This is a genomic window from Streptomyces sp. NPDC096105 (assembly GCF_044763335.1).
Lineage (GTDB): Bacteria > Actinomycetota > Actinomycetes > Streptomycetales > Streptomycetaceae > Streptomyces.
Genome location: NZ_JBIWGC010000013.1, coordinates 167321 through 191012 on the forward strand (window position 1 = coordinate 167321; position 23692 = coordinate 191012).

Here is a 23692-nt window from a genome sequence, read left to right on the forward strand (position 1 = left end):
GTGACCCCTCGGACACCGTTCCGACCGCAGGGAACACGAGCGTCATGAGTGAAGGAACCATGCAGCGACGAGCACAGCGAGAGCAGCCCGAGCGAGCTAAGCGCCTGACCCGCGTCCTTGTCTGCGCGGCAGCCGTCCCCGTGATGCTGGTCGCCGCCGGCTGCTCCTCGGACTCCGGCTCCGACGACGGCGGCGAGAAGGCCGCGAGCGCCTCCCCGTCGGCGAGCCCGTCCCCGACCGTGCGGGCGGCGGCGTACCGGACGCTGCCCGAGGCGTGCGGCGTGCTGACGAAGAAGACCCTCAAGGATCTGGCGCCCAAGGCGAAGTCCGGCAAGGAGGGCAGCTCGGACGACGTGGCGTCGCGGGCCAGCTGCTCCTGGAGCAGCCTGGACAACAACGGGGTCGAGGGCTCGCAGTTCCGCTGGCTGAACGTGTCGCTGCTGCGCTTCGAGTCGGACATCGCGCGTGGTCCGGGTGACGAGCTGGCCAAGGAGTACTACGACAAGCAGGTGCGCGAGGTCCGGGCGACGCAGGGCGCGAGGAGCCTGCGCGCGGAGGCGCTGACCGGCGCCGGGGACGAGGCGACCGCGGTGCGCTACGACCTGAAGAAGAAGGAAGGCACCTTCAGGCAGCAGACGGTCGTGGCGCGCGTGGAGAACGTGGTCGTCACCCTCGACTACAACGGCGCGGGCCTGGCGGGCGACGAGACGCCGGACGCCGACGATCTGATGGCGGACGCGGAGAAGGCCGCCAAGGAGGCCGTGCTGTCCGTGACGCGGGCGAACGGCCCGGGCGCGGCGAGCGGTTCACCGTCCGCGCCGGCGTCGGGCAAGCCGTCCGCACCGGCCTCCGGGGCGTCCTCGGCGTCGGCCTCCGGCACGAGCTGAGCCCGCTGAAACAGATCCGGCCACCCGTCCTCCGTACACATGTGCCACTCTGTTGCGCGCAACAACACGCACTGGGAGGGGAGTACGGGTGGCCGCGCCACTGCAGCTGACACGGATGCACCGGGTTCTCATCGGCGTGGTCGTCACCGGTGCCGTCGTCATCGCCGGGATCGGCTTCGCCGGTTCGTACGCGGCGGTCCGTGAGCTGGCCCTGCAGAAGGGCTTCGGCGACTTCAGTTACGTCTTTCCGATCGGCATCGACGCGGGCATCTGCGTCCTGCTGGCGCTGGACCTGCTGCTGACGTGGATCCGCATCCCGTTCCCGCTGCTGCGGCAGACGGCGTGGCTGCTGACGGCGGCCACGATCGCCTTCAACGGCGCGGCGGCCTGGCCGGATCCGCTCGGGGTGGGCATGCACGGCGTGATCCCGGTGCTGTTCGTGGTCTCCGTGGAGGCCGCCCGGCACGCCATCGGCCGGATCGCCGACATCACCGCCGACAAGCACATGGAGGGCGTGCGGCTCACCCGGTGGCTGCTGTCGCCGGTGCCGACGTTCCTGCTGTGGCGGCGGATGAAGCTGTGGGAGCTTCGCTCCTACGAGCAGGTGATCAAGCTGGAGCAGGAGCGGCTGGTCTACCAGGCCCGCCTGCGCTCCCGCTTCGGCCGCTCCTGGCGCCGCAAGGCCCCGGTCGAGTCCCTGATGCCGCTGCGCCTCGCCAAGTACGGCGTCCCCCTCGCCGACACGGCCCCGGCGGGCCTGGCGGCGGCGGGCATCGAACCGGCCCTGATCCCCCCGGCGCCGGAACCCCCCGTGGCCGCGGGCAGTCGTGCCGCTGGGGCGGCACGGGTGGGCGACGGGGGTGCCTCCCCGGCCGTTCAGGCACTGGGGGAGGCGCCTCCCGGCGAGCAGCGGCTGCAACTCGAGGGCAACCAGAGCTCCGAGCAGCAGGAGGAAGCCCCCGGCAATCCCTGGCTGCACGCCCGCGACCCGCAGTCCGTCGAGTACCACGGCGACTACGACCCGACGTTCGACCCGGACGAGTACGCCCGCTGGATGGCCGAGCAGCGCCAGGCGGAACAGTACGAGGAGCAGTACCAGGAGGAGCCCCCGCTCCAGGAACCCGCTCCCGAGGAGACCGGCGCCTTCCCCATCCCGGTCGTCCCGGGCGGCCGCACCCGCGAGCTGGGCGAGGGCGGCGCCGCTCCCGGCGCGGAGCCGGACGAGGAGGCCTACTACCAGGTCTTCAAGAAGTCGATCAACGGCAGCTACCCGACGCCCCGTGAGTTCGGCGACAACGTGGAGGCCGAGTTCAGCCGGACCCTCCCGCCGGAGGAGGCCAAGCGCATGGTCACCCGCTTCACCAACCGCTTCAACGCGGAGCTGGAGGAGGACCACATCGCCTGACCGGCGGCCACGACGACGAGGGGGCGCCCGGTGTGCACCGGGCGCCCCGTCGTGTTCGCGCCGTGCGGTGTGTGCCGCCGTCCTCCTAGCGGGCCGCGTGGCCGAAGGCGACGCCCGCCGAGGGCAGTCCGCCCTTGCCCGGCTGGTAGGTGGTGGCCGGGGTCTTGGTCCCGCTCACCACGTTGGACATCGGCAGGGCGTGCAGGGCCCCGTGGGTGGGCGGCCCGTCGGGCATGCCGACGTACAGCCGGCTGCCGGTGAAGTGGATGCTGGAGCCGACGCGCTGGTTGGCGCCCGGCGTGCCGGGGATGCCGCCCGAGTTGCCCGCCTCGAACCAGCGGTCGTCGGCGCCCGGGGAGCCCACCAGGGAGAACGTGGTGATGGCACCGGCCTTCGCGGTGGTGCCGACGGCCTCGTCCGGGATGCCCACGGCCAGCCTCAGGTTCGCCGCGGTGCTGACCGCGCGGGGCGCGGTGCTGACGGCGGTGAGGGCCGCGCCGAACCGGTCACCGGCCTCGGAAGTGCCGCTGACGTCGTCGGTCGCGGTGCCCGAATAGTAGCTGTGCGACTGGCTGTAGGTGCCGGCGGCGGTGATGCGGAAGCTCTGGGCCATGCCGGTGTCGGTCTTGTTCACGCCGTCGATGTCCAGGTCCTCGCCGGGCGAGCCGACGACGAGGATCGACTCGCCGGTGACGCCGGCCGACGGGCGGTAGGGCACCAGGGCCAGGGCCGCGGCGAACTGGTCGCCCGGCTCGGCGCCGCCGGAGACGGTGTCCAGGTCCTGGTCGAGCCCGAAGAGCGGGGTGGGGTTGCCGGCGTCCAGCCGGTGCGAGAAGACGGCCAGGTTGCCGGCGTCGGCGTCCGCACCGATGGTCTCGTTCGGCGCGCCGACGGCGATGTGGAAGGCGTCGGCCGCGACGGTGGAGCCGAAGCGGTCACCGGTCTCCACGGCGCCCGGGACGTTGGGCTTGTCCTGGTGGATCGAGACGTTGGTGGTGCCGTAGAGGTAGAACGCCTGGCCCGCCTCGGCGACGCTGCCCAGCGACTCGCCCGGCGCACCCGCCACGGCGTACGGCTCGCCCTCGGCGGTGGTGCCGGCGGCCACGGCGTGGCCGAAGCGGTCGCCCTTCTCGGACGCGGAGGCGCCCAGGGAGCCGCCGCCGCTGCCCTGCTCGTAGTGGGTGGCCTTCTGCGTGCCCGTTCCCATGCCGCCGGGGGCGCCGTGGAGGATGTCGACCATGCCCGCGTCGGCGGCGCCCCCGAGGTCCTCACCAGGCGTGCCGACCACCAGGTCGGTGCAGCCGTCCTCGTTGAAGTCGGTGGTGTCGAGGGCCTCGGCGAAGTAGTCGTCGGCCTCGGAGCCGCCGGGGACCCAGTCGAGGTCCTGGGTGATCTCGGCGGTGCCCTTGCCGCCGCCGTACACGATCCGCACGAGGCCGGCGTTGGCGTCGCCGCCGACCGTGGCCTTCGGGTCGGCGACGGCGATGTCCTCGACGCCGTCGCAGTTGAAGTCGGTGAAGCGGGGAGCGCCGACCACGGAGTCCACCCAGGAGGCGAGGTCGTCGACGCGGGCGGCGATGCCTCCGGTGCCGGTCTGCTCCTCGTCGGTGCCCAGGCAGCCGCCCTGGTAGGACCGGCTGGCGAGCGCGACCAGCTGGTGGGCGCCGCCGGTGGTGCGAACCATCGGGCCGCCCGTGTCGCCCCTGCACGCGGCGACGCCGTCCTGGCCGGTGACGGTGGCGGTGGTGCCGTCGGCCGAGTCCACGACGAAGGTGCCGGTGTGCAGGTTCAGCGGGGCCCACTCGGTCGCCGTACGGCCGTAGCCGGCGAGTTTCAGCTGCTCGCCCGCGGCGGGCGCGGAGGCGGCCAGGGCGACGGGGGCGACGTCGCGGACCGGGCGGTTCAGCCGGGCCAGGACCACGTCGCGGTCGGTGCGGGGCACCAGCTGGACGACCTGCCGGACGGCGCCGCCGGTACCGCTGAGGTCGGCGCGGCCGATGGTCGCGGTGGTCTTCTTCGCGGGCTTGCCCGCGGGCACCGCGAGGCTCTGCGCCGGGTCGTCGGCGAAGCAGCTCACGGCGGTGAGCAGCCACTCGGGGTCGACCAGGACCCCGGAGCAGCCGCGGTCGTGGTCACCCACGATCAGCCGCGCGGCGTAGGCGTGGGTGGTGTCGCCGGAGGGGGCGGCGGGACCGGTGACGGCGAGGGCGGGCGCGGCGGTCAGGACCAGGGCTCCCGTGGTCAGCGCGGCTCCCAGTACGGCGGGGCGCACGGGTCTGGTACGTCGCATGAGGTTCATTCCTTGAGGTGGATCCGGCAGGGTCGGCGGGGCGCCACGCGAGCGCACCGGTTCGGCGGATCACCGCTGCCGCGTGCGTCCGCCCACGTCTCACTCCGGTCCCGGACGGGAGGGGAGTCGGTGCGTGCTCCGGTGGCGTCCGCCGGAGTTACGCGCTGGTACGGATTTCGACGAGGATGTGGCTCCGACCGCTCGGGTCGATGGATGCGCCGACGGGCTCGAACGAGTTCTCCGGCACCGTCACTTCCTGCACCGTCTCGTCCGGGGCCCGGAGGGTCACATCGGTGTCCACACCCGCGGCGCCCTTCATCCCGTAGACGGACTCGATCTCGAGGCTGAGGTAGCCGGAGGTCCCGGTGACGCTGAAGCAGACGAGCCGGTTGGCGTGCGTGTACACCTCCAGCAGCCCGGTCCGGCTGCCGCAGGTGGCGAGGGTGATGTGACCGTCACCCCGTTTGAGCACGATTCCCTGCTCTTCCTTGATCCTGTCGGCCTGCGGGTAGTTGAAGTCCTCCACCGCGTAGCCCGGTTGTTCACCGGCCACTGGGGCGACGGCCGACGCGTCGCGCGGTCCGGCGAGTCCGGTGGCGATCACGGTCACCACACAGGCGGCGGCGACCGCACCGGTGGCCATGATCCTTCGTGCAAGGTTCACGCAAGTCCCCCCTGCGCATCGTGGGTTGATTCCGCACGGTCCCGGCAGGTGGTTCTCACCGCGACGGGTCCGGACGGAAGAGCCGCCGAATTCAAACACAAGTTCGCTTCAACTGCACGCGCAAAGTGGCTTATTTGCGGCCGAACGGCTTGAACGCAGCGTGTGCGCCTTCTCACTGGATCGTTCCAACCACAACCAGTGGCCCAAACCTCACTCCTTGCGTACTCTCACGTCCGCTCACTTCCACACCTTCTCCAGCCCTTGCCGCACGCTGTCCGCAACTTCCCTACCTGACAGGCCTGTTGGGGCACGCGTGCGGTTCTGACGACTTGCGAACGCGACCGACGGCCGTTCACCAAGCGGTGTCGGACCGCCTGTCGCCGACCAGACGGATGGACTCGTGAACACCACTTTCTGGAGCAGACGCCGGTTCCTGACCGTGGCCGCCGCCACCGCGGCAGCCACGTCGATCCCCCTCGTCACGACCGCCCAGGTCTACGCCGCCACCGCGGCCACGGGCGACGTGCCCGACCTCCCCTCCCTGCCGGACACCCCCCGCGGCAAGGCCGTGTCCGCCTGGAAGGCGGGCGGCAAGGCAGTGAGGAGTGCGGCGGCGGCCGCGCTCACCGGTACTCAGGCCGACGTCGAGCAGTTCGTCGCCACGGGACTCGCCTCTGCGGTCGCGGAGGACAACCGCGTCGCCCTCTTCAAGGCCCTCTCCGGCTCCGGCAAGAGTGTCGCCCGTGACATCTCCGCCGCACTGACCGCGGGTGACGAGGCGATCGCCGCCTTCCTCGCCGGCGGCTACGAGACGTCACAGCTGGAGGACCTCCGCTTCCTCACCTTCACGCTGATGGGCCAGGGCGGCACGAGCGTGAGGGCCGCCGCGAGCAGGGCACTCGACGACGGCTCCGTCGACGCGCTGATGAAGTTCGTCACCGAGACGCAGTTCACCGCACGGTTCGAGGACGAGCGGGCGGAGGTCTTCAAGGTCCTGGCCACCGCCTCGCCCCAGGTGAGGACGTCCGCGCAGCGCGCCCTGGAGGAGGGCACAGCGGGTGCCATCGGCTGGTTCCTGGGGACCGAGCAGCACATCGCCCGCGCCCGTGACCAGGAGAAGGCGACCATCGACCAGCTCGTCGCCATCGTCGAGCGCGAAGGCAACCGGGCCCATCTGACGATGGAGCAGGCGGTGGCCGAGTCGGAGAAGGCGCAGACCGCCGCCGCCAAGGCGAAGGCGGCCGCGCTGGAGGCCGCGAACGAGGCGCAGGCGGCGCAGAACGACGTGAAGAAGGCCGGCAGCGCCGCCCGCAAGGCGGCCGGTGCGGCGAAGGGCGCCGCACAGGCGGCCCGCACCGCCATTTCCGCCTCCAACGCCGCTCAGTCGGCGGCGCGCCGGGCCGCGTGGGCCGCGAACGCGGCCGCCGCCGCGGCCGCGACCGCCGCGCGTGCCGCATCGAACGCCTACCGGTCCGCGATCGCGGCGTCCGCGGACGCCTCCCAGGCGAAGGCCGCGAGGGACGCCGCCGTCAACGCCCGCGACGCCGCCAAGAAGGCACGTACCGCCGCGGCCGCGGCGGACCACGCGTCGACGGCCGCGGCGCAGGCCTCCTCGGCCGGTTCCGCCGCGGCCTCGGCGGCCCGCAACGCCGCGTCCGCCGCGAACTCCGCCGCCGCCGCGGCCACCGCCGCCGGAGTGGCGCAGTCGGAGGCCGCGGCCGCCCGCGCCGCGGCCGCCGAGGCGGACGCGCAAGCCGCACGGGCCACCCGTGCGGCGTCCACCGCCCAGTCCCTGGCCGCCACCGCGGCGAGCGCGGCCAGGACCGCGCGGAACGCCGCCAACTCCGCCGCCGCCCACGCGGAGAAGGCGGCCGACGCGGCGGAAGAAGCGGCCGAGCACGCGGGGAAGGCCGTCGACCACGCCAACCGCTCCACCCAGTACGCCGCCCAGGCCAAGGAAGCCGCCGACGCGGCGACGGCGGCCGTCCTCGAGGCGATGGACGTCGAGCAGAAGGCGCGGGAGGCGGAAGAGGCGAAGATCGAGGAGCACACCCTCCAGGGACGGGACGAGGCACGCCGCCTCAAGGCCATCGAGGCACAGGACCTCGAGGCCGCCCGCAACCAGCTCACCCAGCAGCAGGCGCTGGACTCGGCCACCAAGGACCTCATCGCGGAGGCCGAGCGGGCGCTCCGGGAGGGGGACGAACGGGCCGCGGTCGTCGCCGGCCGCAAGGCGTGCGTCAACTTGCTGTCGTCACACGGCACCTGGACGCGTGAGGCCGCGGAGTTCGCCCTCGCCGGCGACGACCAGGCGGTCCTGGCCTGGATCGACACCGACCGGGTCATCGCGCAGAACCAGGACGACCGGGAGACCGTTCTCTACATCTCCCAGATCTCCACCCCCGACGTGGCCGAGGCCGCGCAGAAGGCCCTGGAGTCCGCCGACCCCGGCGCCGTCGCCGCGTTCCTCAACGGCGGGATGATCGAGGCGGCGAAGACGGACAACTCGGCCGCGATCTTCCGTGTCCTCGGGAAGAACCCCGGCAAGATGGTCAAGGAGGCCGCCACCGCCGCGCTCAGCGACGGCTCCGCCAAGGCGCTTCACGAGTTCTTCGCCACCAAGTACCCGGCGGCGCAGAACGAGGACGACCGTGCCGCCGCCTTCACGATCCTCGCGACCGCCGGGCCGTACACGAAGATGGCCGCGAACGTGGCCCTGGAGGGCCCGGACTGGATGCTCCGGGACTTCCTCACCGTCGTCCACCCGCGCATGGTGCAGCTCGACGCGGACGCCGCCGCTCACATCGCCGCGGTCCGCGCGTCCCTCGCCCACGCCGCCAAGATCGCGCAGGACGCCCAGACGGACGCCGCCAACGCGTCCAAGGCCGCGGCGGACGCGCGGAAGGCGGCCGACGAGGCGGTCAAGTGGGCCGACGCCGCCAAGAAGTCGGCGGCCCGGGCGGAAGAGTACGCGAGGGAAGCGGACACGTACGCGGACGCCGCGGAGCAGTCCGCGAAGGACGCCTCGGCGTCCGCCGCGACGGCGAAGGCCGCCGCCCTGGCCGCGCGTTCCGCCTCCCGTCGGGCCAATTACTCCGCCAACCAGGCCACGGCGTCGGCGAGTTCGGCGGTCCAGTCGGCCATCGCGGCACAGGCGTCCGCGTCCGCCGCCCGGGCCTCGGCCGTCGCGGCGGGCAAGGACGCACGGGAGGCGGCGCAGGCGGCCTCCGAGGCGCGCGCGATCGCCGTCGCGAAGCGGAAGGCGGAGCAGGCGGCCGCGGCCAGGAAGGCGGCGGAGGAGGCCCGCAGGAACGCGCAGAACGGTGTGGACCCCTCCGACACCGCCGACAACGACAAGGTGGAGAAGCCGGGCACGTTCCTCGGCGGCACCAAGGAGGACTGGCAGGAGGTCGCCAACGTCCTGTCGGCCGTGTCCACCATCTCGGGCGGCATCGCCGCCGCCTCCCTGCTGATCCCCCCGCCCCTGGGCGAGGTGATCGCGGGAACCGCGGGTGCGATCTCCCTCATCAGCGGCGTGGCGGGCGCGGTCATCACCGGCTTCACCGACGGATGGACGTCGCAGGCCTTCCTCTCCTCCTCCGCCGGCGTCGCCATCAGCGTCCTCACCGGCGGGATCCCGCTCACCAAGTTCGGCGGGGTGTCGGGCGTCATCGCATGGGGAGCCAACGGCCTTCGCTCCGCCCCCGTCATCGCCGCCCGGCTTCAGCAGGAGCTGGTCTCCCCGGCGGTCGGGGTCTTCACCACCAAGTGGGACCAGGCCAAGGACACGGTCAGCGACACCGTCAGCGACGCGTGGGACGCCCTGACTCCCTGGTGAGGGCGAACCGCTGAAATCCGGGGCGGATCGCGAGTACGTTCACGGCAGACATGCCGCGATCCGCTCCGGAAGGACCAGCACCCTTGTTCCTGTCCCTGCCCGCCTACGCCTGGATCCTTGTCGCACTTGCGGTCACTCCGCTCCACATAGCCCTGATGCGCTGGTCCATGCCGACGCCGAAGGGGAAGAGGAGCGTGTCCTTCATCCCCGTCGTCCTGGGACCGGTCCTGGTCCTGTACGCGCTGGTGAAGGGTTACTCCCTGTCCGTGACGCTTTACCTGTACGCGTCCGTTCTGCTCGTCTTCGTCGTCATGATCGTCCCGGTGCGGAAGTGGGTCGCCGCCGACATCGCGCGCCAGGAGCAGAATCCGGACGTCAAGGTGAGGCTGCACGGCCCCTCCACGGCATGGATCGTCTTCTCCATGCTCGTCTCCATGGGCATCGTGGTCGGGGTGTGGCTGTCCCACACCTGAGGCTCCCCGGCGGGCCGCGACACGGACACCGCACGGACGGCGGGGCGCCCGGTGTCACACCGGGCGCCCCGTTCCCGTCGGTCCGCGCGTCACGCGCCGAGCAGGTGCCTCACCCGCTCCTGCCCCACCGCGAACAGCAGGGTGGGCAGGCGCGGGCCCGTGTCGCGGCCGACCAGGAGCTGGTAGAGGAGGGCGAAGAAGGACCGCTGGGCGGTCTTGATCTCCGGGGGCAGCTCCTTGGGCGTGGCGTCGGCGGAGAAGCCCGCCCGGACCTTCGGGACGCCGTAGACGAGGTGGGTGAGCCCGTCCAGGGACCAGTTGTCCGCGAGGCCGTCGAGCAGCAGCCGCAGGGACTCCCGCGCCTGCTCGTCGAGCGACTTCAGCAGCTCGGTGTCGGGCTCGTCGCGGACGATGGTGCGCTGGTCGGCGGGGACGTGGGTGTTGATCCACGCCTCGGCCTTGTCGTAGCGCGGGCGCGCCTCGTCGAGCGAGCTCAGCGGGTTCGCCGGGTCGAGGTCGCTGAGGATGCGCAGCGCCTGGTCCTCGTGGCCGGCGGTGATGTCGGCCACCGAGGCCAGCGTGCGGTACGGCAGCGGCCGGGGCGTGCGCGGCAGCTCACCGCTCGCCGTGCGCACCGCGCGGGAGTGCGCGGCGACGTCGGCGGGCAGCGCGGTGTTGTCGGCGACCTTGGCGTCGAGCCGGTCCCACTCGTCGTAGAGGCGCTGGATCTCCTGGTCGAAGGCGATCTTGAAGGACTGGTTCGGCCGGCGGCGGGCGTACAGCCAGCGCAGCAGCTGCGGTTCCATGATCTTCAGGGCGTCGGCCGGGGTGGGCACACCGCCCTTGGACGACGACATCTTCGCCATGCCGCTGATGCCGACGAACGCGTACATCGGGCCGATCGGCTGCTTGCCGCCGAAGATCCCGACGATCTGCCCGCCCACCTGGAAGGACGAGCCCGGCGAGGAGTGGTCCACGCCGCTGGGCTCGAAGATCACGCCCTCGTAGGCCCAGCGCATCGGCCAGTCGACCTTCCAGACCAGCTTGCCGCGGTTGAACTCGCCCAGCCGCACCGTCTCCGAGAAGCCGCACGAGGTGCACGAGTACGACAGCTCGGTGGAGTCGTCGTCGTAGGAGGTGACGGTGGTGAGGTCCTTCTCGCAGTTGCCGCAGTACGGCTTGTACGGGAAGTACCCGGCCGAGCCGGAGCTGCCGTCGTCCTCGGCGGCGGCGCCCGACCCCTCGGCGGCCTCCAGCTCCGCCTCGTCCACCGGCTTCTGCTGCTGCTTCTTCGCCGGCGCCTTCTTCGTGCGGTACTGCGCGAGGATCGCGTCGATGTCCGCGCGGTGCCGCATGGCGTGCAGGATCTGCTCGCGGTACGCGCCGGAGGTGTACTGCTCCGTCTGGCTGATCCCGTCGAACTCCACGCCCAGGTCCGCCAGCGACCCGATCATCGCGGCCTTGAAGTGCTCGGCCCAGTTCGGGTGCGACGAGCCCTTCGGGGCGGGGACGGAGGTGAGCGGCTTGCCGATGTGCTCGGACCACGACCCGTCCACGCCGGGGACGCCGGCCGGGACCTTGCGGTACCGGTCGTAGTCGTCCCAGGAGATCAGGTGCCGGACCCGGTGGCCGCGGCGGCGGATCTCGTCGGCGACCAGGTGCGGGGTCATGACCTCGCGCAGGTTGCCCAGGTGGATGGGGCCCGAGGGGGACAGTCCGGACGCGACGACGACCGGTTTGCCCGGGGCCCGACGCTCCGACTCCTCGATGACCTCATCCGCGAAACGGGAGACCCAGTCGGTGGTCTCGGTGCTCTGAGCCACGATCGGCACGTCCTTCTTTCTGCTCGGGCAGCCGGTACGGTCGCACGGCTGACCGCCCCATTCTCCCAGCTCCCCCGGCCACCGCGAAAACGCCTTCTCACCGGCCTCCGCGCGGGCGCGGCGGGCGTGCGCGGAGGCCGCCCGCCGCGCCCGCGGACGGGAAAACCGCTTTACCCCCCGTGGGATACTGGCCGTGTCTATCTGAACCCACGAGGAGAACGGCACCCACTCCATGGCCTCGGTCACATCGCTCACCGATCTCGTCAGCGAGCAGCTCACGTCCGCCCTCTCCGCCGCCCGGCCGGAGACGTCCGCGGACCCGCTGCTGCGACGCAGCGACCGGGCGGACTTCCAGGCCAACGGCATCCTCGCGCTGGCGAAGAAGGCGAAGGCCAACCCGCGCGACCTCGCGACCGAGGTCGTCTCGCACCTCACCACCGGTGACGTGCTCAAGGACGTCGAGGTCTCCGGCCCCGGCTTCCTCAACATCACGATCGCCGACCGGGCGATCACCGGGAACCTGGCCGCGCGGTACGCGGACGACACCGGCCGCCTCGGTGTGCCGCTCGCCGCGAACCCGGGCACCACGGTGATCGACTACGCCCAGCCGAACGTGGCCAAGGAGATGCACGTCGGTCACCTGCGCTCCGCGGTGATCGGCGACGCCCTGCGCGGCATGCTCGACTTCACCGGCGAGAAGACGATCGGCCGGCACCACATCGGCGACTGGGGCACCCAGTTCGGCATGCTCATCCAGTACCTGCTGGAGCACCCGGGCGAGCTGGCCCCGGCCTCCGAGGTCGACGGCGAGCAGGCCATGTCGAACCTCAACCGGGTCTACAAGGCCTCGCGGGCGCTGTTCGACGCGGACGAGGAGTTCAAGGAGCGGGCGCGCAAGCGGGTCGTCGCCCTGCAGTCCGGCGACAAGGAGACCCTCGAGCTGTGGCAGCAGTTCGTGGACGAGTCGAAGGTCTACTTCTCCTCCGTCTTCGAGAAGCTCGACATGGAGATCCGCGACGAGGAGATCGTCGGCGAGTCCGCGTACAACGAGGGCATGCCCGAGACCGCGCGGCTGCTGGAGGAGATGGGCGTCGCGGTCCGCTCCGAGGGCGCGCTGGTGGTGTTCTTCGACGACATCCGCGGCAAGGACGACCAGCCGGTCCCGCTGATCGTGCAGAAGGCCGACGGCGGCTTCGGCTACGCGGCCTCCGACCTGACCGCGATCCGCAACCGGGTCGTCGACCTGCGCGCGACGACCCTGCTGTACGTCGTGGACGTGCGGCAGTCGCTGCACTTCAAGATGGTCTTCGAGACCGCCCGCCGGGCCGGCTGGCTGGGCGACGACGTCACCGCGCACAACATGGGCTACGGCACGGTGCTGGGCGCGGACGGCAAGCCGTTCAAGACCCGTGAGGGCGAGACCGTACGGCTGGAGGACCTGCTGGACGAGGCCGTGCAGCGGGCCGCCGAGGTGGTGCGGGAGAAGGCGAAGGACCTCACCGAGGAGGAGATCCGGGAGCGGGCCGCGCAGGTCGGCATCGGCGCCGTGAAGTACGCGGACCTGTCGACGTCGCCGAACCGCGACTACAAGTTCGACCTGGACCAGATGGTCTCGCTCAACGGCGACACCTCGGTGTACCTGCAGTACGCGTACGCCCGTATCCAGTCGATCCTGCGGAAGGCCGGCGAGGTGCGGCCGGCCGCGCACCCGGAGCTGGAGCTGCACGCGGCCGAGCGGGCGCTGGGGCTGCACCTGGACGCGTTCGGCGACACGGTGTTCGAGGCGGCGGCGGAGTACGCGCCGCACAAGCTGACGGCGTACCTGTACCAACTGGCGTCGCTGTACACGTCGTTCTACGACAAGTGCCCGGTGCTGAAGGCGGAGACGCCGGAGCAGGTGGAGAACCGGCTGTTCCTGTGCGACCTCACGGCCCGCACGCTGACCAAGGGCATGGCCCTGCTGGGCATCAGGACGCCCGAGCGGCTCTGACGCCCTGGCCGGAACACAGGCCGCGGCCCGTCCTCTCCCCCGCAGGGAGGACGGGCCGCGGTGGTGTCAGGGTCCTCCGTGACCGGGGGTCAGCAGTTGACCCACTTGTTCGACTTCTGGAACCAGACCTGGTCGCCGGTCCCCTTGGCCCCCCGCTTGAGGACCGCGGTGTTGCCCCTGTAGTTGGTCTGGTCGTACCAGCGGTAGTCGCAGGAGGCGCCGTGGTTGTACCAGGACTTGAAGCCCTGGAAGACCACGAACTGGGTCAGGTCCGCGTTGTTGCCCGCGACCTTCTGCATGCGACCGGTGTAGTTCTTCCCGGCCCAGACGCAGAACCAGCCCGACGGGCAGTCGCTCGCGGCGGACGGCGCCGCCTCGGCGGCGCCCGCGGTGCCGGCCAGCAGGCCCCCGGTCATCACGGCCCCCGTGGCCAGGACGGCGAGCTTGCGGGTGATGGTCATGCTGTTCCCCCTTCGGAACGCGGGTTGCGCCGGCTCGGCGGGCCGGCTCGTCACCGAGACTGGCGGAAGCCGCCCAGGGACCGCCACGATTGCCGGTGAAGTGACGTCACCGTGGGACACGCCAGTCTCTGACCTGCGGTTTCCCAGCCCCGTGGGACGTCCCGGCGGGACGGTGGCGGGCGGTGGCCGGATCGGAGCGGAGCCGACCGCCGACTCCCGCACGTGTGAACCGAGGTGTTGCAGAATGCGAAGGGGGAGAATCCACGCACGCGATCGGGGGAATCATGTCGCGTTGGAAAGCGCTGCCCGCGGAGCTCGATCCGAGGGCGCGGCACCTGGTGGTGAGCCTGCGCCGGCTGAAGGACCACAGCGGGCTGAGCATGCGGCAGCTGGCGGCGAAGACGGGGTACAGCACGTCGTCGTGGGAGCGTTACCTCGGTGGCAGGTCGCTGCCGCCGAAGGAGGCCGTCGAGGCGGTCGCGGCGGTCGCCGGGGAGGACCCGACCCGCCTGCTGGCGCTGTGGGAGGTCGCGTCGGCGGCCTGGACGGGACGGCGTACGAGCCCGGCCGCGGCCACGGCGAACGACGGCGCACCGACCGGTGCCGCACCCGGACCACCCGCCCGCCGCAGGCCCCCGCGGGGTGCCGTCGTCGCCGGTGTCGTCGCGTTCGTGCTGGTGGTCGCGTCGGCCGCGCTGCTGGTGGCGCGGGCCGCCGGGGACGACGAGGGGCGGGCGCGGCCCCCGGCGGTCTCGCAGGCCGCGCCGGCCGGCGTCGAGGTGTCGCCGACGGCCACGTCGTACACCTGCCGGGTGGAGCGGGCCGACGGGCAGTGGTTCGCGGGACTGAGCCGGACCCAGGACGCGATCCTGGCGAACGGACATGCGGGGGCTCATGTCGCTGAAGCCCAGTGCCTGTTGCGGCGGGCCGGGTTCCCTCCCGGCGACATCGACGGCATCTACGGTCCGAGGACCGAGCGGGCCGTCCAGCGGCTCCAGCAGAGGGAAGGTCTGGTCGTGGACGGCATCGTCGGCCCCCACACCTGGGGAGCCCTGCGCGGATGACGCCCCCACCGGAACGAGCCGAACTGGCCGCCGCCCTGCGGGAGGTGCGGCGGCGCACCGGGCTGAGCCTGACGGGTCTGGAGGAGCGCACCCCGTTCAGCAGGTCCTCCTGGGGCCGCTACCTGAAGGGCGACACTCTGCCGCCCCGCGAGGCGGTCAGGGCGCTGTGCCGTCTGGCGGGCGAACCGGACGGGCGCTGTCTCGCGCTGTGGGAGATCGCGGAGGCGGCGGGCAGCGGACGCGCCGCCCACGCCCCGCCGGAACCACCGCCGCCGTCCCGCGAGCCCCCTCGGCAGGAGGCCGGTGCGCCACCGCCACCCGAAGGGACGAACCGGAATCGGCCGTTGCGCGGTGCGGTGGCGGTCGCCGCGGTGCTCGCGGTGCTGGTGTCGGTCGTCACCGCGGCCGTCCTGCTGGCGGGCGACGACACGCCGGACGGATCCGCCCACGCGGCCGCGCCCTCCGGCGCGACCGTGGCGCCGCCGCCCCGCTGCCGGGGCGCGTCCTGTGCGGGCAAGGACCCCTTCACCATGCTGTGCGGGGTCGCGCCGGACACCCTCACCACGTACCGCGCCATGGCCGGCGCCCGGCTGGAGCTGCGGCACAGCCCCCGGTGCGGGACGAGCTGGGCGCGGATGTGGGCCGCCGAGATCGGCGACCGCATCGAGCTGACCGCGCCCGGCCCGCCCCGCTCCGCCGAGGTGACGGACGCCCTGGACGCGCGGGCGTACCTCTACACCCCGATGGCGGAGACCGCCCCCGGCACGGTCGTCCGCGCCTGCTTCCACCCGGCGGGCGCCGGTTCCGGGCCGGAGTGCTTCGAGGCCGAGGTGCGGTGAGCCCTCGCGGGGTCCGCGGTCACGCCCGCAGCGCCGCCCCCAGCCTCCGCAGCCCCTCCGCGATCTCCTCCGGGGTCTGTGTGACGAAGCACAGGCGGAGGGTGGAGCGGTCGGGTGCGCCGGCGTGGAAGGGGGCGCCGGGGACGTACGCCACGTCGTGCCGGACCACCTCGGGGAGCAGGGCCGTGGTGTCGTACGACTCCGGGAGCCGCACCCAGAGGAACATGCCGCCCCCGGGGCGGGTCCAGACCGACCCTGCGGGGAGGGCGTCGGGGAGGCCGGCCAGCATGGCGTCCCGGCGTTCGCCGTACACGCCCGCCACGCGGCGGACGTGGGCGTCCAGGTCGCGGTCGGCGAGGTAACGGGCGGCGGCGAGCTGGTTGACGGTCGGGGTGTGCAGGTCGGCGGCCTGCTTGGCGACGGCACAGGCGCGGCGCAGCCCCTCGGGCGCCCGCAGCCAGCCCAGCCGCAGTCCGGGCGCCATGATCTTGGAGAGGCTGCCCAGCAGCACCGTGCGGTCCTCCGCGCCCGGGTGGGCGGCGATCCACGGCACCCGCGCGCCCTCGTAACGGAGTTCGCCGTACGGGTCGTCCTCGACGATCCACAGTCCGCGGCGGGCGGCGACCTCGGCGACGGCGGCCCGGCGGGCGGCGGGGAGGGTGCGGCCGGTGGGGTTCTGGAACGTGGGCACGGTGTAGAGCAGCTTCGGCCGCTCCCGGACCACCAGCTCTTCCAACGCCTCGGGGTCCAGCCCCTGTTCGTCGCCGGGCACCGCGACGATCCGCGCCCCGGCGAGGCCGAAGGACTGAAGTGCCGCCAGGTAGCAGGGGTCTTCGACGAGGACCGTGTCGCCGGGTTCGAGCAGCGCGGTGGCGAGGAGGGACAGCGCCTGCTGGGAGCCGGTGGTGACGAGCAGGTCGTCCGGCCCGGTGGGCAGCCCGCGCGCGCGGGCGCGTTCGGCGAGCGCGGCCCGCAGCGTCGGTTCGCCCTCCGTCGTGGAGTACTGCAGCGCCCGCGCGGGCGTCCCGGCGAGCACCGCGCGGTACGCCGCCGCTATGCCCTCGGCGTCGAACAGCTCCGGTGCCGGGAGCCCGCCCGCGAAGTTGATCACCTCGGGCCGCGCGGTGACGGCCAGGATGTCCCGGACGGGCGAGCCGCCGACCGCCGAGGCCCGTGCGGCGAGCCGCGGGGTGGGAGCGGGGGCGGCGGGCAGGTCGGTGACGGTCATGGCACGGCTCCTCGGTCCGGGTGACGGCGCGTGACCGCAGCCTAGGAAAACGCGTGCCTTCTACATGCGCCCTTCCGCGATCCGGACGTCCGCCGCACCGCCTACCCGAGTTTCGTCGTCCCCTCCGGCACCCACCCGTCGCCGCCGATCGGGAACTCGTACGCCGGACGGCCCTCGTTGCCGCTGGTGCGGAAGGGGCGGCCCTCGTCGTCGACGGTGAGCGTGCCGCTGCGGTCGCCGCTGGACCACTTCAGCTCCAGGTACCAGTCGACGTCGTGGGCGGAGACGGAGGCGGTGATGTAGTACACCTCCGGGTCGGACTCGCTGACCTTGAACGGGAAGTCCTGGTTCCCCGGTTCGGGGGTGACGGCGGGCCGCGCCGAGTCCAGGGAGACGGTGAACGCCCGCGTCGGCACGGAGCCTCCGCAGCCCACGCCGGGGTAGGCCATGGCGAAGTCGTTCCAGGCGAGCGGCGCCCGCTTGCCCGCCACCCGCACGGTGAGGCCGTCGACGACCACCGTCTCGGGACCGGTGCCCTGCACGGTGAGCCGCAGGTACTGCTGCCCCGACGACACCGCGCCCTGCGCCGCCACCCAGGCCGGGGCGGCCTCCTCCACCGGCGGCGGGTTCACCTCGCTCGCCGGCTTGTCGATCAGATAGCGCTGCGAGCAGGGGCTCTCCCACGCGTACGGCTCCGCCTGCACCGTGACCGGCACGCCGCTCCTCTCCGCACCGACGCTCGGCGCGTCGGCGGGCGCGGACCCGGCGGGCGTCCCGGTCGGGCCCTTGTCCTTGCCCGAGGGGGACGCGGAGGCGCTGGAACGGGAGCCGGCGGAGGAGGAGGACGGCGAGGACGACGCGGGGGCGGTCTCCTCGGCGGTCACCCCTGCCGCGCCGGCCGGGCGGTGCCGGCCGCCGTCGCCGTCGCCGTCCGGTCCGCCGCCCGGCAGCCCGACGGCGAAGGCGATCCCGGCGGCCACCGCGGCGACAGCGATGCCGGTGAGGACGGCGGTGCGGGTACGGCGCCGGGCGGGGGCCGGGGTGGCCGGGTGGCGGGCCGGGTCCGCCCCGTCGAAGGCGCTTCCGTCGGGGGCATCCCCGTCGGGGGTATCGGCGTCCGTGGGGCCGGTCCCCGGCGCCCCCGCCCCGGCGGGACTGGTAGGCGGTGGGCCGGCCGGGGCGGCCGGGGACGCCTCAGCCTCGGGCGCGGCACCGGAAGCCGCCTCCCCGGGTCCGGTGCCCGAGCCCTCCTCCCCCGAGGGCTCCTCCCCCGAGGGCTCCGCGGCCGAGGACGTCTCGGCAGCCCCCGAGGGCTTCGCGGCCGAGGACGTCTCGGTCGCTGCCGCCCCCTTCCGCCCCCGCACCGCGTCCGCCAGCACCCACCGGCGGTGCAGCTCGACCAGCTCCTCGGGGCGCGCCTTGCACAGCCGGGCCAGCCGCTCGACCGGCGCGTAGTCGGTCGGCACCGCGTCCCCGTTGCAGTAGCGGTGCAGGGTCGACGTACTCATGTGGAGCCGCTTGGCGAGGACCCCGTAGCTGTGCCCCGATCGGTCCTTCAACTCCCGCAGCAACGTGGCGAAATCCGCCGCGGCCGTCTGTTCCGACACCGTTCCTCCACTCCCCCGTGTCCCGTTCCACCGTTCCAGGGGACGGACGTTCTCGCAGGTCAGGGCGGTGTGAGCGTTTCAGCGTCCCGGATCGCCCGCCGACTGTGGCGGCCGGGACGGATCACACCGCACGCTCTGGTCATCCAAGCACGCCGCTCCCGCCGATCGGTGGGGCGGCTGGGCCAAGTCCCTTTTGACGACAAGGAATCCGCCATGCGCGCCTCCCGCCTCCGCCTGCTCGCCGCCGCCGGTGCCGCCGTCGCCTCGCTCGCCCTGACCGCCTGCCAGGACGGCACCGGCACCCGCGACGAGGGCGCGTCCGCCTCGGGTCCGGCCGGCTCGGCCCCCGCGGACAGCCCCGCGGGGTCGTCCGCCGGCACCGCGGGCAACGGCTCCTCGGGCGGCGGCACGGGCCCGGCCGGGAGCGGCGACGGCCAGGGCGCTCAGGCCGGCACGTCCACGAACGGGGAGAACGGCGGGAAGGACTCCCGGTCGGCCGGTTCCGGCGACGGCTCCGCGGCCTTCCGCTCCTGCAACGGCTCGAACACCTCCGTCACCGCCGAGCCGGTCTCCCGCCCCGTGAACCACATGCTGATCACGGTCGAGAACACCGGCTCGCAGAACTGCCACCTGACCTACCACCCGGTGCTGCGGTTCGACGAGATGCAGTGGGTGCCGCAGCCGATCGAGGACTCCCAGCCGCAGGCCGTGGTCACCCTGCAGCCGGGTGAGTCGGCGTACGCCGGGGTCGTCCTGTCGGCCGCCGACGGCAGCGGCACGGCCGGCACCACCGGCCGGAAGCTCGCCGTCGGCTTCCAGGGCCGCGCCCCGCTCAGCGACGGCGGTCCCGCCGCGATCCCGTCCCTGCCGGCCGAGGGCGTGTACTACGACAGCAGCCTGACGGTGACGTACTGGCAGTCCTCGAGGGACGACGCGCTCGCCTACTGAGCCGGGCGGCGGCCAGGACGGACGGAACGGGCGGGTTCACCTGCGGCACCGGGTGGACCCGCCCGTCCTGGCGTGGTCGTGGATCCGGGTCCCCCGGAGGTCAGCGCAGGGTGCGGGCGACCTCGGTGGCCCAGTAGGTGAGGATGTTCCGGGCGCCGGCCCGGCGGATGCCGGTCAGGGACTCGATGATCGCCTTGTCGCGGTCGATCCAGCCCTTCTCGGCGGCGGCCTCGATCATCGCGTACTCACCGGAGATCTGGTACGCCACCACCGGCACGTCCACCGCGTCCGCGACCTTGGCGAGGACGTCGAGGTACGGACCGGCCGGCTTGACCATGACCATGTCGGCGCCCTCCTCCAGGTCGAGCTCCAGCTCGCGCATCGACTCGCGGAGGTTGGCCGGGTCCTGCTGGTAGGTGCGGCGGTCGCCCTGGAGCGAGGAGCCGACGGCCTCCCGGAAGGGGCCGTAGAAGGCGGAGGCGTACTTGGCGGTGTAGGCGAGGATCGCGACGTCGTCCCGGCCGATCTGGTCGAGGGCGTCGCGGATGACGCCGATCTGCCCGTCCATCATCCCGCTCGGACCGACCACGTGGGCGCCCGCGTCGGCCTGGACCTGCGCCATCTCGGCGTACCGCTCGAGGGTGGCGTCGTTGTCCACCCGGCCCTTGTCGTCGAGGACGCCGCAGTGGCCGTGGTCGGTGAACTCGTCGAGACACAGGTCGGACATGACGAGCAGGTCGTCGCCGACCTCCGCGCGGACGTCGCGCAGGGCGACCTGGAGGATGCCGTCCGGGTCGGTGCCCGCCGAGCCCACGGCGTCCTTCTCGGACTCCTCCGGCACGCCGAACAGCATGATCCCGGAGATCCCGGCGGCGACGGCCTCGGCGGCGGCCTTCTTCAGGCTGTCGCGGGTGTGCTGCACGACCCCCGGCATCGCCGAGATCGGCACCGGCTCCGCGACGCCCTCGCGCACGAAGGCCGGGAGGATGAGGTCGGCGGGGTGCAGCCGGGTCTCGGCGACCATGCGCCGCATGACCGGGGAGGTGCGCAGACGCCGCGGGCGCGTGCCGGGGAAGGATCCGTACGTCGTCATACCGCCTACGCTACGCCCGCCCCGCCCGTGCCTTTGCCGACGCCCAGTCGGCCCCCTCCCCGGCGCGGAGACCCTGAGGCCGCGGACGTCCGCGCGGTCCCGGCCCCGGCCGCGGCCGCACCTCATGCCGGACGCCCCGGAGGCCTCCTCCCGGATGACGGCACCGCTGAACGCCGCTTGTGGACCTGTCCGGCCGCCCCTCTTTGGCCCTGTCCACCGGACCATGCCGCCACCAGGCTGGGGGGACCGACGATCCCGGAGGTTCCCTTGAGTCTCGCGTTCCTGCTGGCCGCCCTGGCCGTGGTGGTCACCCCCGGCACCGGCGTGGTCTACACGCTCGCCGCCGGCCTGTCCCACGGCCGGCGCGCGGGCCTGGTGGCCGCCTTCGGCTGCACGATCGCCGTCGTGCCGCACCTGCTGGCGTCCGTCACCGGCCTCGCCGGCCTGCTCCACTCCAGCCCGGTCGCCTACGCGGTGGTGAAGTACGCGGGCGTCGCGTATCTGCTGTACATGGCGTGGGCGATGCTGCGCGACAAGGAGGCGTTCACCGTCCGGCCGGAGTCCGAGCCGCGCCCCGCGCTCCGCGTGATCACGACCGCCGTGCTGATCAACGTGCTGAACCCGAAGCCGACGCTGTTCTTCGTCGCGTTCCTCCCGCAGTTCGTCCCGGCCGGCTCCGGCGACTCGCTCGGCCTGATGCTGCGGCTCGGCGCGGTCTTCATGGCCCTGACCTTCGTGGTCTTCGCCGTGTACGGCGTGTGCGCGGCGGCCGTGCGGGACCGGCTGCTGGCCCGCCCCCGGATCACCACCGGGCTCCGGGCCGTCCTCACCGCCGGCTTCGTCGGTCTGAGCGTCCGGATGGCGGTGGCGTGATGATCCTCCGGCACGCGGACGCGATCCGGTCCGCCCACCCGGGCCTGGCGGCGGGCGCGCTCCACGCCACGGGCGTCGACGGCACGGCGGACACGGGTCCGCGGGTGGCGGCGTACACCGCCCGCGCCCTCGCCCGGCTCGCCGGCGCCCCCGAGAGCCGGTTCCCCGAAGTGCTGGCGTGGCGGCGGGCGTTCGCCCGCATGGGACTGCGTCCGACGCAGTACCGCTGCGCCTCCGAGTCCCTGCTGCGCCGCCTGCGCAAGGAGGGCGCGCTCCCGCGCATCCACCCGGTCGTCGACCTGTGCAACGCGGTCTCCGTCGCGTACGCCGTGCCGATCGCGGTGCTCGACGCCGACCGCGTCACGGGCCCGCTGCTCGAGGTGCGGCCCGCCCACGGCGACGAGGAGTACACGGCCTTCGACGGCCGCACCGAGCACCCGGCCCCCGGCGAGGTGACGTACGCCGACTCCGCCGGACGCGCGCACGCCCGCCGCTGGACCAGCCGGCAGAGCGGCCACTCGGCGGTGAGCGGGAGCACCCGCCGGATCCTCGTGGTGACGGAGGCGCTGCACGAGGGCGGCACGGACACCGTCGCGCGGACCCTGGAGACCCTCGCCGAGGAGCTGGCCGCGCACTGGCCGGTCACGCCGGCGTCCGCCCTGCTCACGCCCGAGGCACCGGAGTTCACGCTCGACGGCACGACACGGGCGCCGTAGCGGTGCGTGGCACCATGAGTGCGGTGACGGACAGCAGCGGGACGGCGCACGGCTCGGACTTCCTCCAGCTGCGGGCGGACGACGTGCCCGCGGACGGCAAGGCGGACTGGCTCGCGCGGCAGGTGCGGGAGGCGATCACCGACCGCCGGCTGACCGTCGGCAGCAGGCTCCCGGCCACCCGGCTGCTCGCCGCCGAACTCCGCGTCTCGCGGGGCGTGGTCACCGAGGCGTACCGCAGGCTCGCGGAGGACGGCCACGTCGAGGGGCGCCGGCGCGGCGGCACGGTCGTGGTCGCGGCGCCCCCGCCTCCCCTGCCGCCCCGTACCCGGCGGCCCGCACCCGTCACGCCGTTCACCGGATCCCCCGACGCCCGCGCCTTCGACGCGCTGCGCGCCGCCGACGCGCGGATCGACCTCACCCCCGGCCGCCCCGACCTGTCCGCCTTCCCCCGCACGGCGTGGCTGCGTGCCGAACGGGCCGTGCTCGCCGAACTGTCCAGCGCCGACCTGGGATACGGGGACCCGCGCGGCGCTCCCCGGTTGCGCCGCGCCGTCGCCGACTGGCTGGCCCGCAGCCGCGGCATCGCGGTCGAACCGGACGGCGTCCTGATCGTCGCGGGCATCGCCCAGGCCCTCACCCTGCTGCACCCGGTGCTGCGCGCGGACGGCATGACGGCCGTCGCGGTGGAGGAGCCCGGCTCGCTCGGCACCCGCCAGCACCTGGCGCACGGCGGCCTCGCCACCCCGCCCGTCCCGGTCGGCGCGCACGGCCCGGACGTCGCGGCGCTGCGCGCCACCGGCGCCCCGGCGGTGCTGCTCACCCCGGCGCACCAGTTCCCGACCGGCGTCGTGACCAGCGGGGAGCACCGCCGCGAACTGCTGCGGTGGGCGGCGGACGGCGGGCTGATCCTGGAGGACGACTACGACGCGGAGCACCGCTACGACCGCCCGCCGGTCCCCGCGCTGCGCTCCCTGCTGACCGACCGCCTCTGCTACATGGGCAGCGTCTCCAAACTGCTCGCCCCCGCCCTGCGCATCGGCTGGCTGCTCCCGCCCCGGCGGCACCTGGAGGCGCTGACCGACGCGAAACGCTTCACCGACCTGGGCAGCGCGGTGCTGCCGCAGCTCGTCCTCGCCCGGCTGATGGAGACGGGCCACCTGGAGCGGCACCTGCGGCTGCTGCGCGCCCGGCACGTCCGCCGCCGGGACGCGGTGATCGCCGCCGTCCACGCCCACCTCCCGGGCGCGGTCGTCCACGGCGCGGCGGCGGGCCTGCACCTGACGGTCACCTACGCGCCGGACGTCCCCGACACCGAACTGGCCGCCGCCGCACTGGTCTTGGGCGTCAAGTGCCACCCCCTCTCCTGGCACCGCCAGCTCCCCGGCCGCCCCGGCCTGGTCCTCGGGTACGCCGCCGACCCGCCCGGCACGCTCGCCGAGGGCGTGGCCCTGCTCGGCACGGCGCTGCGCACCTTGGCCTGAACCCGACGGGTC

Annotated in this window: 18 protein-coding genes; 11 read left to right on the top strand and 7 right to left on the bottom strand. The window is 73.5% G+C overall.

What is annotated here, in order from left to right; genetic code table 11:
* Positions 1–59: 59 nt before the first annotated feature.
* Both ACIQ8B_RS21310 and ACIQ8B_RS21315 read left to right on the top strand, forming a co-directional pair.
* Positions 60–887: a DUF3558 family protein gene (locus ACIQ8B_RS21310; RefSeq protein WP_403548738.1), complete on the top strand. Its 828-nt coding sequence runs from the start codon at positions 60–62 to the stop codon at positions 885–887.
* Positions 888–1002: 115 nt separating this feature from the next.
* A complete protein-coding gene (locus ACIQ8B_RS21315; protein WP_403548798.1) occupies positions 1003–2292 on the top strand; it encodes a DUF2637 domain-containing protein in 1290 nt (429 codons plus the stop codon).
* A gap of 85 nt (positions 2293–2377) precedes the next feature.
* On the opposite strand, the gene ACIQ8B_RS21320 is transcribed toward ACIQ8B_RS21315, so the two are convergent.
* Together ACIQ8B_RS21320 and ACIQ8B_RS21325 are read right to left on the bottom strand one after the other, a co-directional pair.
* A complete protein-coding gene (locus tag ACIQ8B_RS21320) occupies positions 2378–4582 on the bottom strand; it encodes a trypsin-like serine protease (RefSeq protein ID WP_403548740.1) in 2205 nt (734 codons plus the stop codon).
* A 157-nt stretch (positions 4583–4739) separates the two neighbouring features.
* Positions 4740–5246, bottom strand: coding sequence for a hypothetical protein (locus ACIQ8B_RS21325; RefSeq protein ID WP_403548742.1), 507 nt, complete (start codon positions 5244–5246; stop codon positions 4740–4742).
* A gap of 400 nt (positions 5247–5646) precedes the next feature.
* Here ACIQ8B_RS21325 and ACIQ8B_RS21330 point away from each other — a divergent pair, with 400 nt between their 5' ends.
* Entirely contained in the window at positions 5647–9084 is a 3438-nt protein-coding gene (locus ACIQ8B_RS21330; protein ID WP_290005563.1) for an ALF repeat-containing protein, read from the top strand.
* Between the two features lie 83 nt (positions 9085–9167).
* The gene (locus ACIQ8B_RS21335; RefSeq protein ID WP_133169065.1) at positions 9168–9557 is read left to right on the top strand and encodes a hypothetical protein; all 390 of its coding nucleotides are present in this window, start codon (positions 9168–9170) and stop codon (positions 9555–9557) included.
* 89 nt (positions 9558–9646) lie between these two features.
* Here ACIQ8B_RS21335 and lysS read toward each other — a convergent pair whose 3' ends face one another.
* Complete coding sequence (lysS, locus tag ACIQ8B_RS21340; protein ID WP_403548744.1) at positions 9647–11389, bottom strand: lysine--tRNA ligase; 1743 nt, start codon at positions 11387–11389, stop codon at positions 9647–9649.
* Positions 11390–11612: 223 nt separating this feature from the next.
* Here lysS and argS point away from each other — a divergent pair, with 223 nt between their 5' ends.
* On the top strand, positions 11613–13370 hold the full coding sequence (gene argS / locus ACIQ8B_RS21345; RefSeq protein WP_403548746.1) for an arginine--tRNA ligase: 1758 nt from the start codon (positions 11613–11615) through the stop codon (positions 13368–13370).
* A gap of 89 nt (positions 13371–13459) precedes the next feature.
* Here the strand turns inward: argS and ACIQ8B_RS21350 are convergent, their stop codons facing one another.
* The gene (locus ACIQ8B_RS21350) at positions 13460–13831 is read right to left on the bottom strand and encodes a peptidase inhibitor family I36 protein (protein ID WP_290005556.1); all 372 of its coding nucleotides are present in this window, start codon (positions 13829–13831) and stop codon (positions 13460–13462) included.
* A gap of 284 nt (positions 13832–14115) precedes the next feature.
* Here ACIQ8B_RS21350 and ACIQ8B_RS21355 point away from each other — a divergent pair, with 284 nt between their 5' ends.
* A complete protein-coding gene (locus ACIQ8B_RS21355) occupies positions 14116–14895 on the top strand; it encodes a peptidoglycan-binding protein (protein ID WP_403548749.1) in 780 nt (259 codons plus the stop codon).
* The gene (locus ACIQ8B_RS21360) at positions 14892–15734 is read left to right on the top strand and encodes a DUF2690 domain-containing protein (protein WP_403548751.1); all 843 of its coding nucleotides are present in this window, start codon (positions 14892–14894) and stop codon (positions 15732–15734) included. The genes ACIQ8B_RS21355 and ACIQ8B_RS21360 overlap by 4 nt, the downstream gene beginning before the upstream one ends.
* Positions 15735–15753: 19 nt before the next feature.
* Here the strand turns inward: ACIQ8B_RS21360 and ACIQ8B_RS21365 are convergent, their stop codons facing one another.
* Positions 15754–16962: a PLP-dependent aminotransferase family protein gene (locus tag ACIQ8B_RS21365; RefSeq protein WP_403548753.1), complete on the bottom strand. Its 1209-nt coding sequence runs from the start codon at positions 16960–16962 to the stop codon at positions 15754–15756.
* A 101-nt stretch (positions 16963–17063) separates the two neighbouring features.
* Positions 17064–18569 carry a helix-turn-helix domain-containing protein gene (locus ACIQ8B_RS21370; RefSeq protein WP_403548755.1) on the bottom strand — a complete coding sequence of 502 codons (1506 nt, stop codon included), beginning with the start codon at positions 18567–18569 and terminating at the stop codon, positions 17064–17066.
* A 213-nt stretch (positions 18570–18782) separates the two neighbouring features.
* Here ACIQ8B_RS21370 and ACIQ8B_RS21375 point away from each other — a divergent pair, with 213 nt between their 5' ends.
* Positions 18783–19517: a DUF4232 domain-containing protein gene (locus ACIQ8B_RS21375; RefSeq protein WP_403548757.1), complete on the top strand. Its 735-nt coding sequence runs from the start codon at positions 18783–18785 to the stop codon at positions 19515–19517.
* 100 nt (positions 19518–19617) lie between these two features.
* Here ACIQ8B_RS21375 and hemB read toward each other — a convergent pair whose 3' ends face one another.
* Positions 19618–20610 carry a porphobilinogen synthase gene (hemB, locus tag ACIQ8B_RS21380; RefSeq protein WP_403548759.1) on the bottom strand — a complete coding sequence of 331 codons (993 nt, stop codon included), beginning with the start codon at positions 20608–20610 and terminating at the stop codon, positions 19618–19620.
* Positions 20611–20877: 267 nt separating this feature from the next.
* Here hemB and ACIQ8B_RS21385 point away from each other — a divergent pair, with 267 nt between their 5' ends.
* From ACIQ8B_RS21385 to ACIQ8B_RS21395, 3 genes are read left to right on the top strand one after another with little or no spacing between them, the layout of a single operon-like run.
* A complete protein-coding gene (locus tag ACIQ8B_RS21385) occupies positions 20878–21483 on the top strand; it encodes a LysE family translocator (RefSeq protein ID WP_403548761.1) in 606 nt (201 codons plus the stop codon).
* Positions 21483–22199, top strand: a complete 717-nt coding sequence (locus ACIQ8B_RS21390) for a B3/4 domain-containing protein (RefSeq protein ID WP_403548763.1) — start codon at positions 21483–21485, stop codon at positions 22197–22199. The genes ACIQ8B_RS21385 and ACIQ8B_RS21390 overlap by 1 nt, the downstream gene beginning before the upstream one ends.
* A 14-nt stretch (positions 22200–22213) precedes the next feature.
* A complete protein-coding gene (locus tag ACIQ8B_RS21395; protein ID WP_403548765.1) occupies positions 22214–23680 on the top strand; it encodes a PLP-dependent aminotransferase family protein in 1467 nt (488 codons plus the stop codon).
* The last annotated feature ends 12 nt before the right edge of the window (positions 23681–23692 follow it).

Excerpts from the sequence above, each read along its gene's own strand:
- ACIQ8B_RS21310 (WP_403548738.1), top strand. The coding sequence starts at position 60 with ATGCAGCGACGAGCACAGCGAGAGCAGCCCGAGCGAGCTAAGCGCCTG.
- ACIQ8B_RS21315 (WP_403548798.1), top strand. The coding sequence starts at position 1,003 with ATGCACCGGGTTCTCATCGGCGTGGTCGTCACCGGTGCCGTCGTCATC.
- ACIQ8B_RS21320 (WP_403548740.1), bottom strand. The coding sequence starts at position 4,582 with ATGCGACGTACCAGACCCGTGCGCCCCGCCGTACTGGGAGCCGCGCTG.
- argS (WP_403548746.1), top strand. The coding sequence starts at position 11,613 with ATGGCCTCGGTCACATCGCTCACCGATCTCGTCAGCGAGCAGCTCACG.
- ACIQ8B_RS21350 (WP_290005556.1), bottom strand. The coding sequence starts at position 13,831 with ATGACCATCACCCGCAAGCTCGCCGTCCTGGCCACGGGGGCCGTGATG.
- ACIQ8B_RS21355 (WP_403548749.1), top strand. The coding sequence starts at position 14,116 with ATGTCGCGTTGGAAAGCGCTGCCCGCGGAGCTCGATCCGAGGGCGCGG.
- ACIQ8B_RS21360 (WP_403548751.1), top strand. The coding sequence starts at position 14,892 with ATGACGCCCCCACCGGAACGAGCCGAACTGGCCGCCGCCCTGCGGGAG.
- ACIQ8B_RS21365 (WP_403548753.1), bottom strand. The coding sequence starts at position 16,962 with ATGACCGTCACCGACCTGCCCGCCGCCCCCGCTCCCACCCCGCGGCTC.
- ACIQ8B_RS21375 (WP_403548757.1), top strand. The coding sequence starts at position 18,783 with ATGCGCGCCTCCCGCCTCCGCCTGCTCGCCGCCGCCGGTGCCGCCGTC.
- hemB (WP_403548759.1), bottom strand. The coding sequence starts at position 20,610 with ATGACGACGTACGGATCCTTCCCCGGCACGCGCCCGCGGCGTCTGCGC.
- ACIQ8B_RS21390 (WP_403548763.1), top strand. The coding sequence starts at position 21,483 with ATGATCCTCCGGCACGCGGACGCGATCCGGTCCGCCCACCCGGGCCTG.
- ACIQ8B_RS21395 (WP_403548765.1), top strand. The coding sequence starts at position 22,214 with ATGAGTGCGGTGACGGACAGCAGCGGGACGGCGCACGGCTCGGACTTC.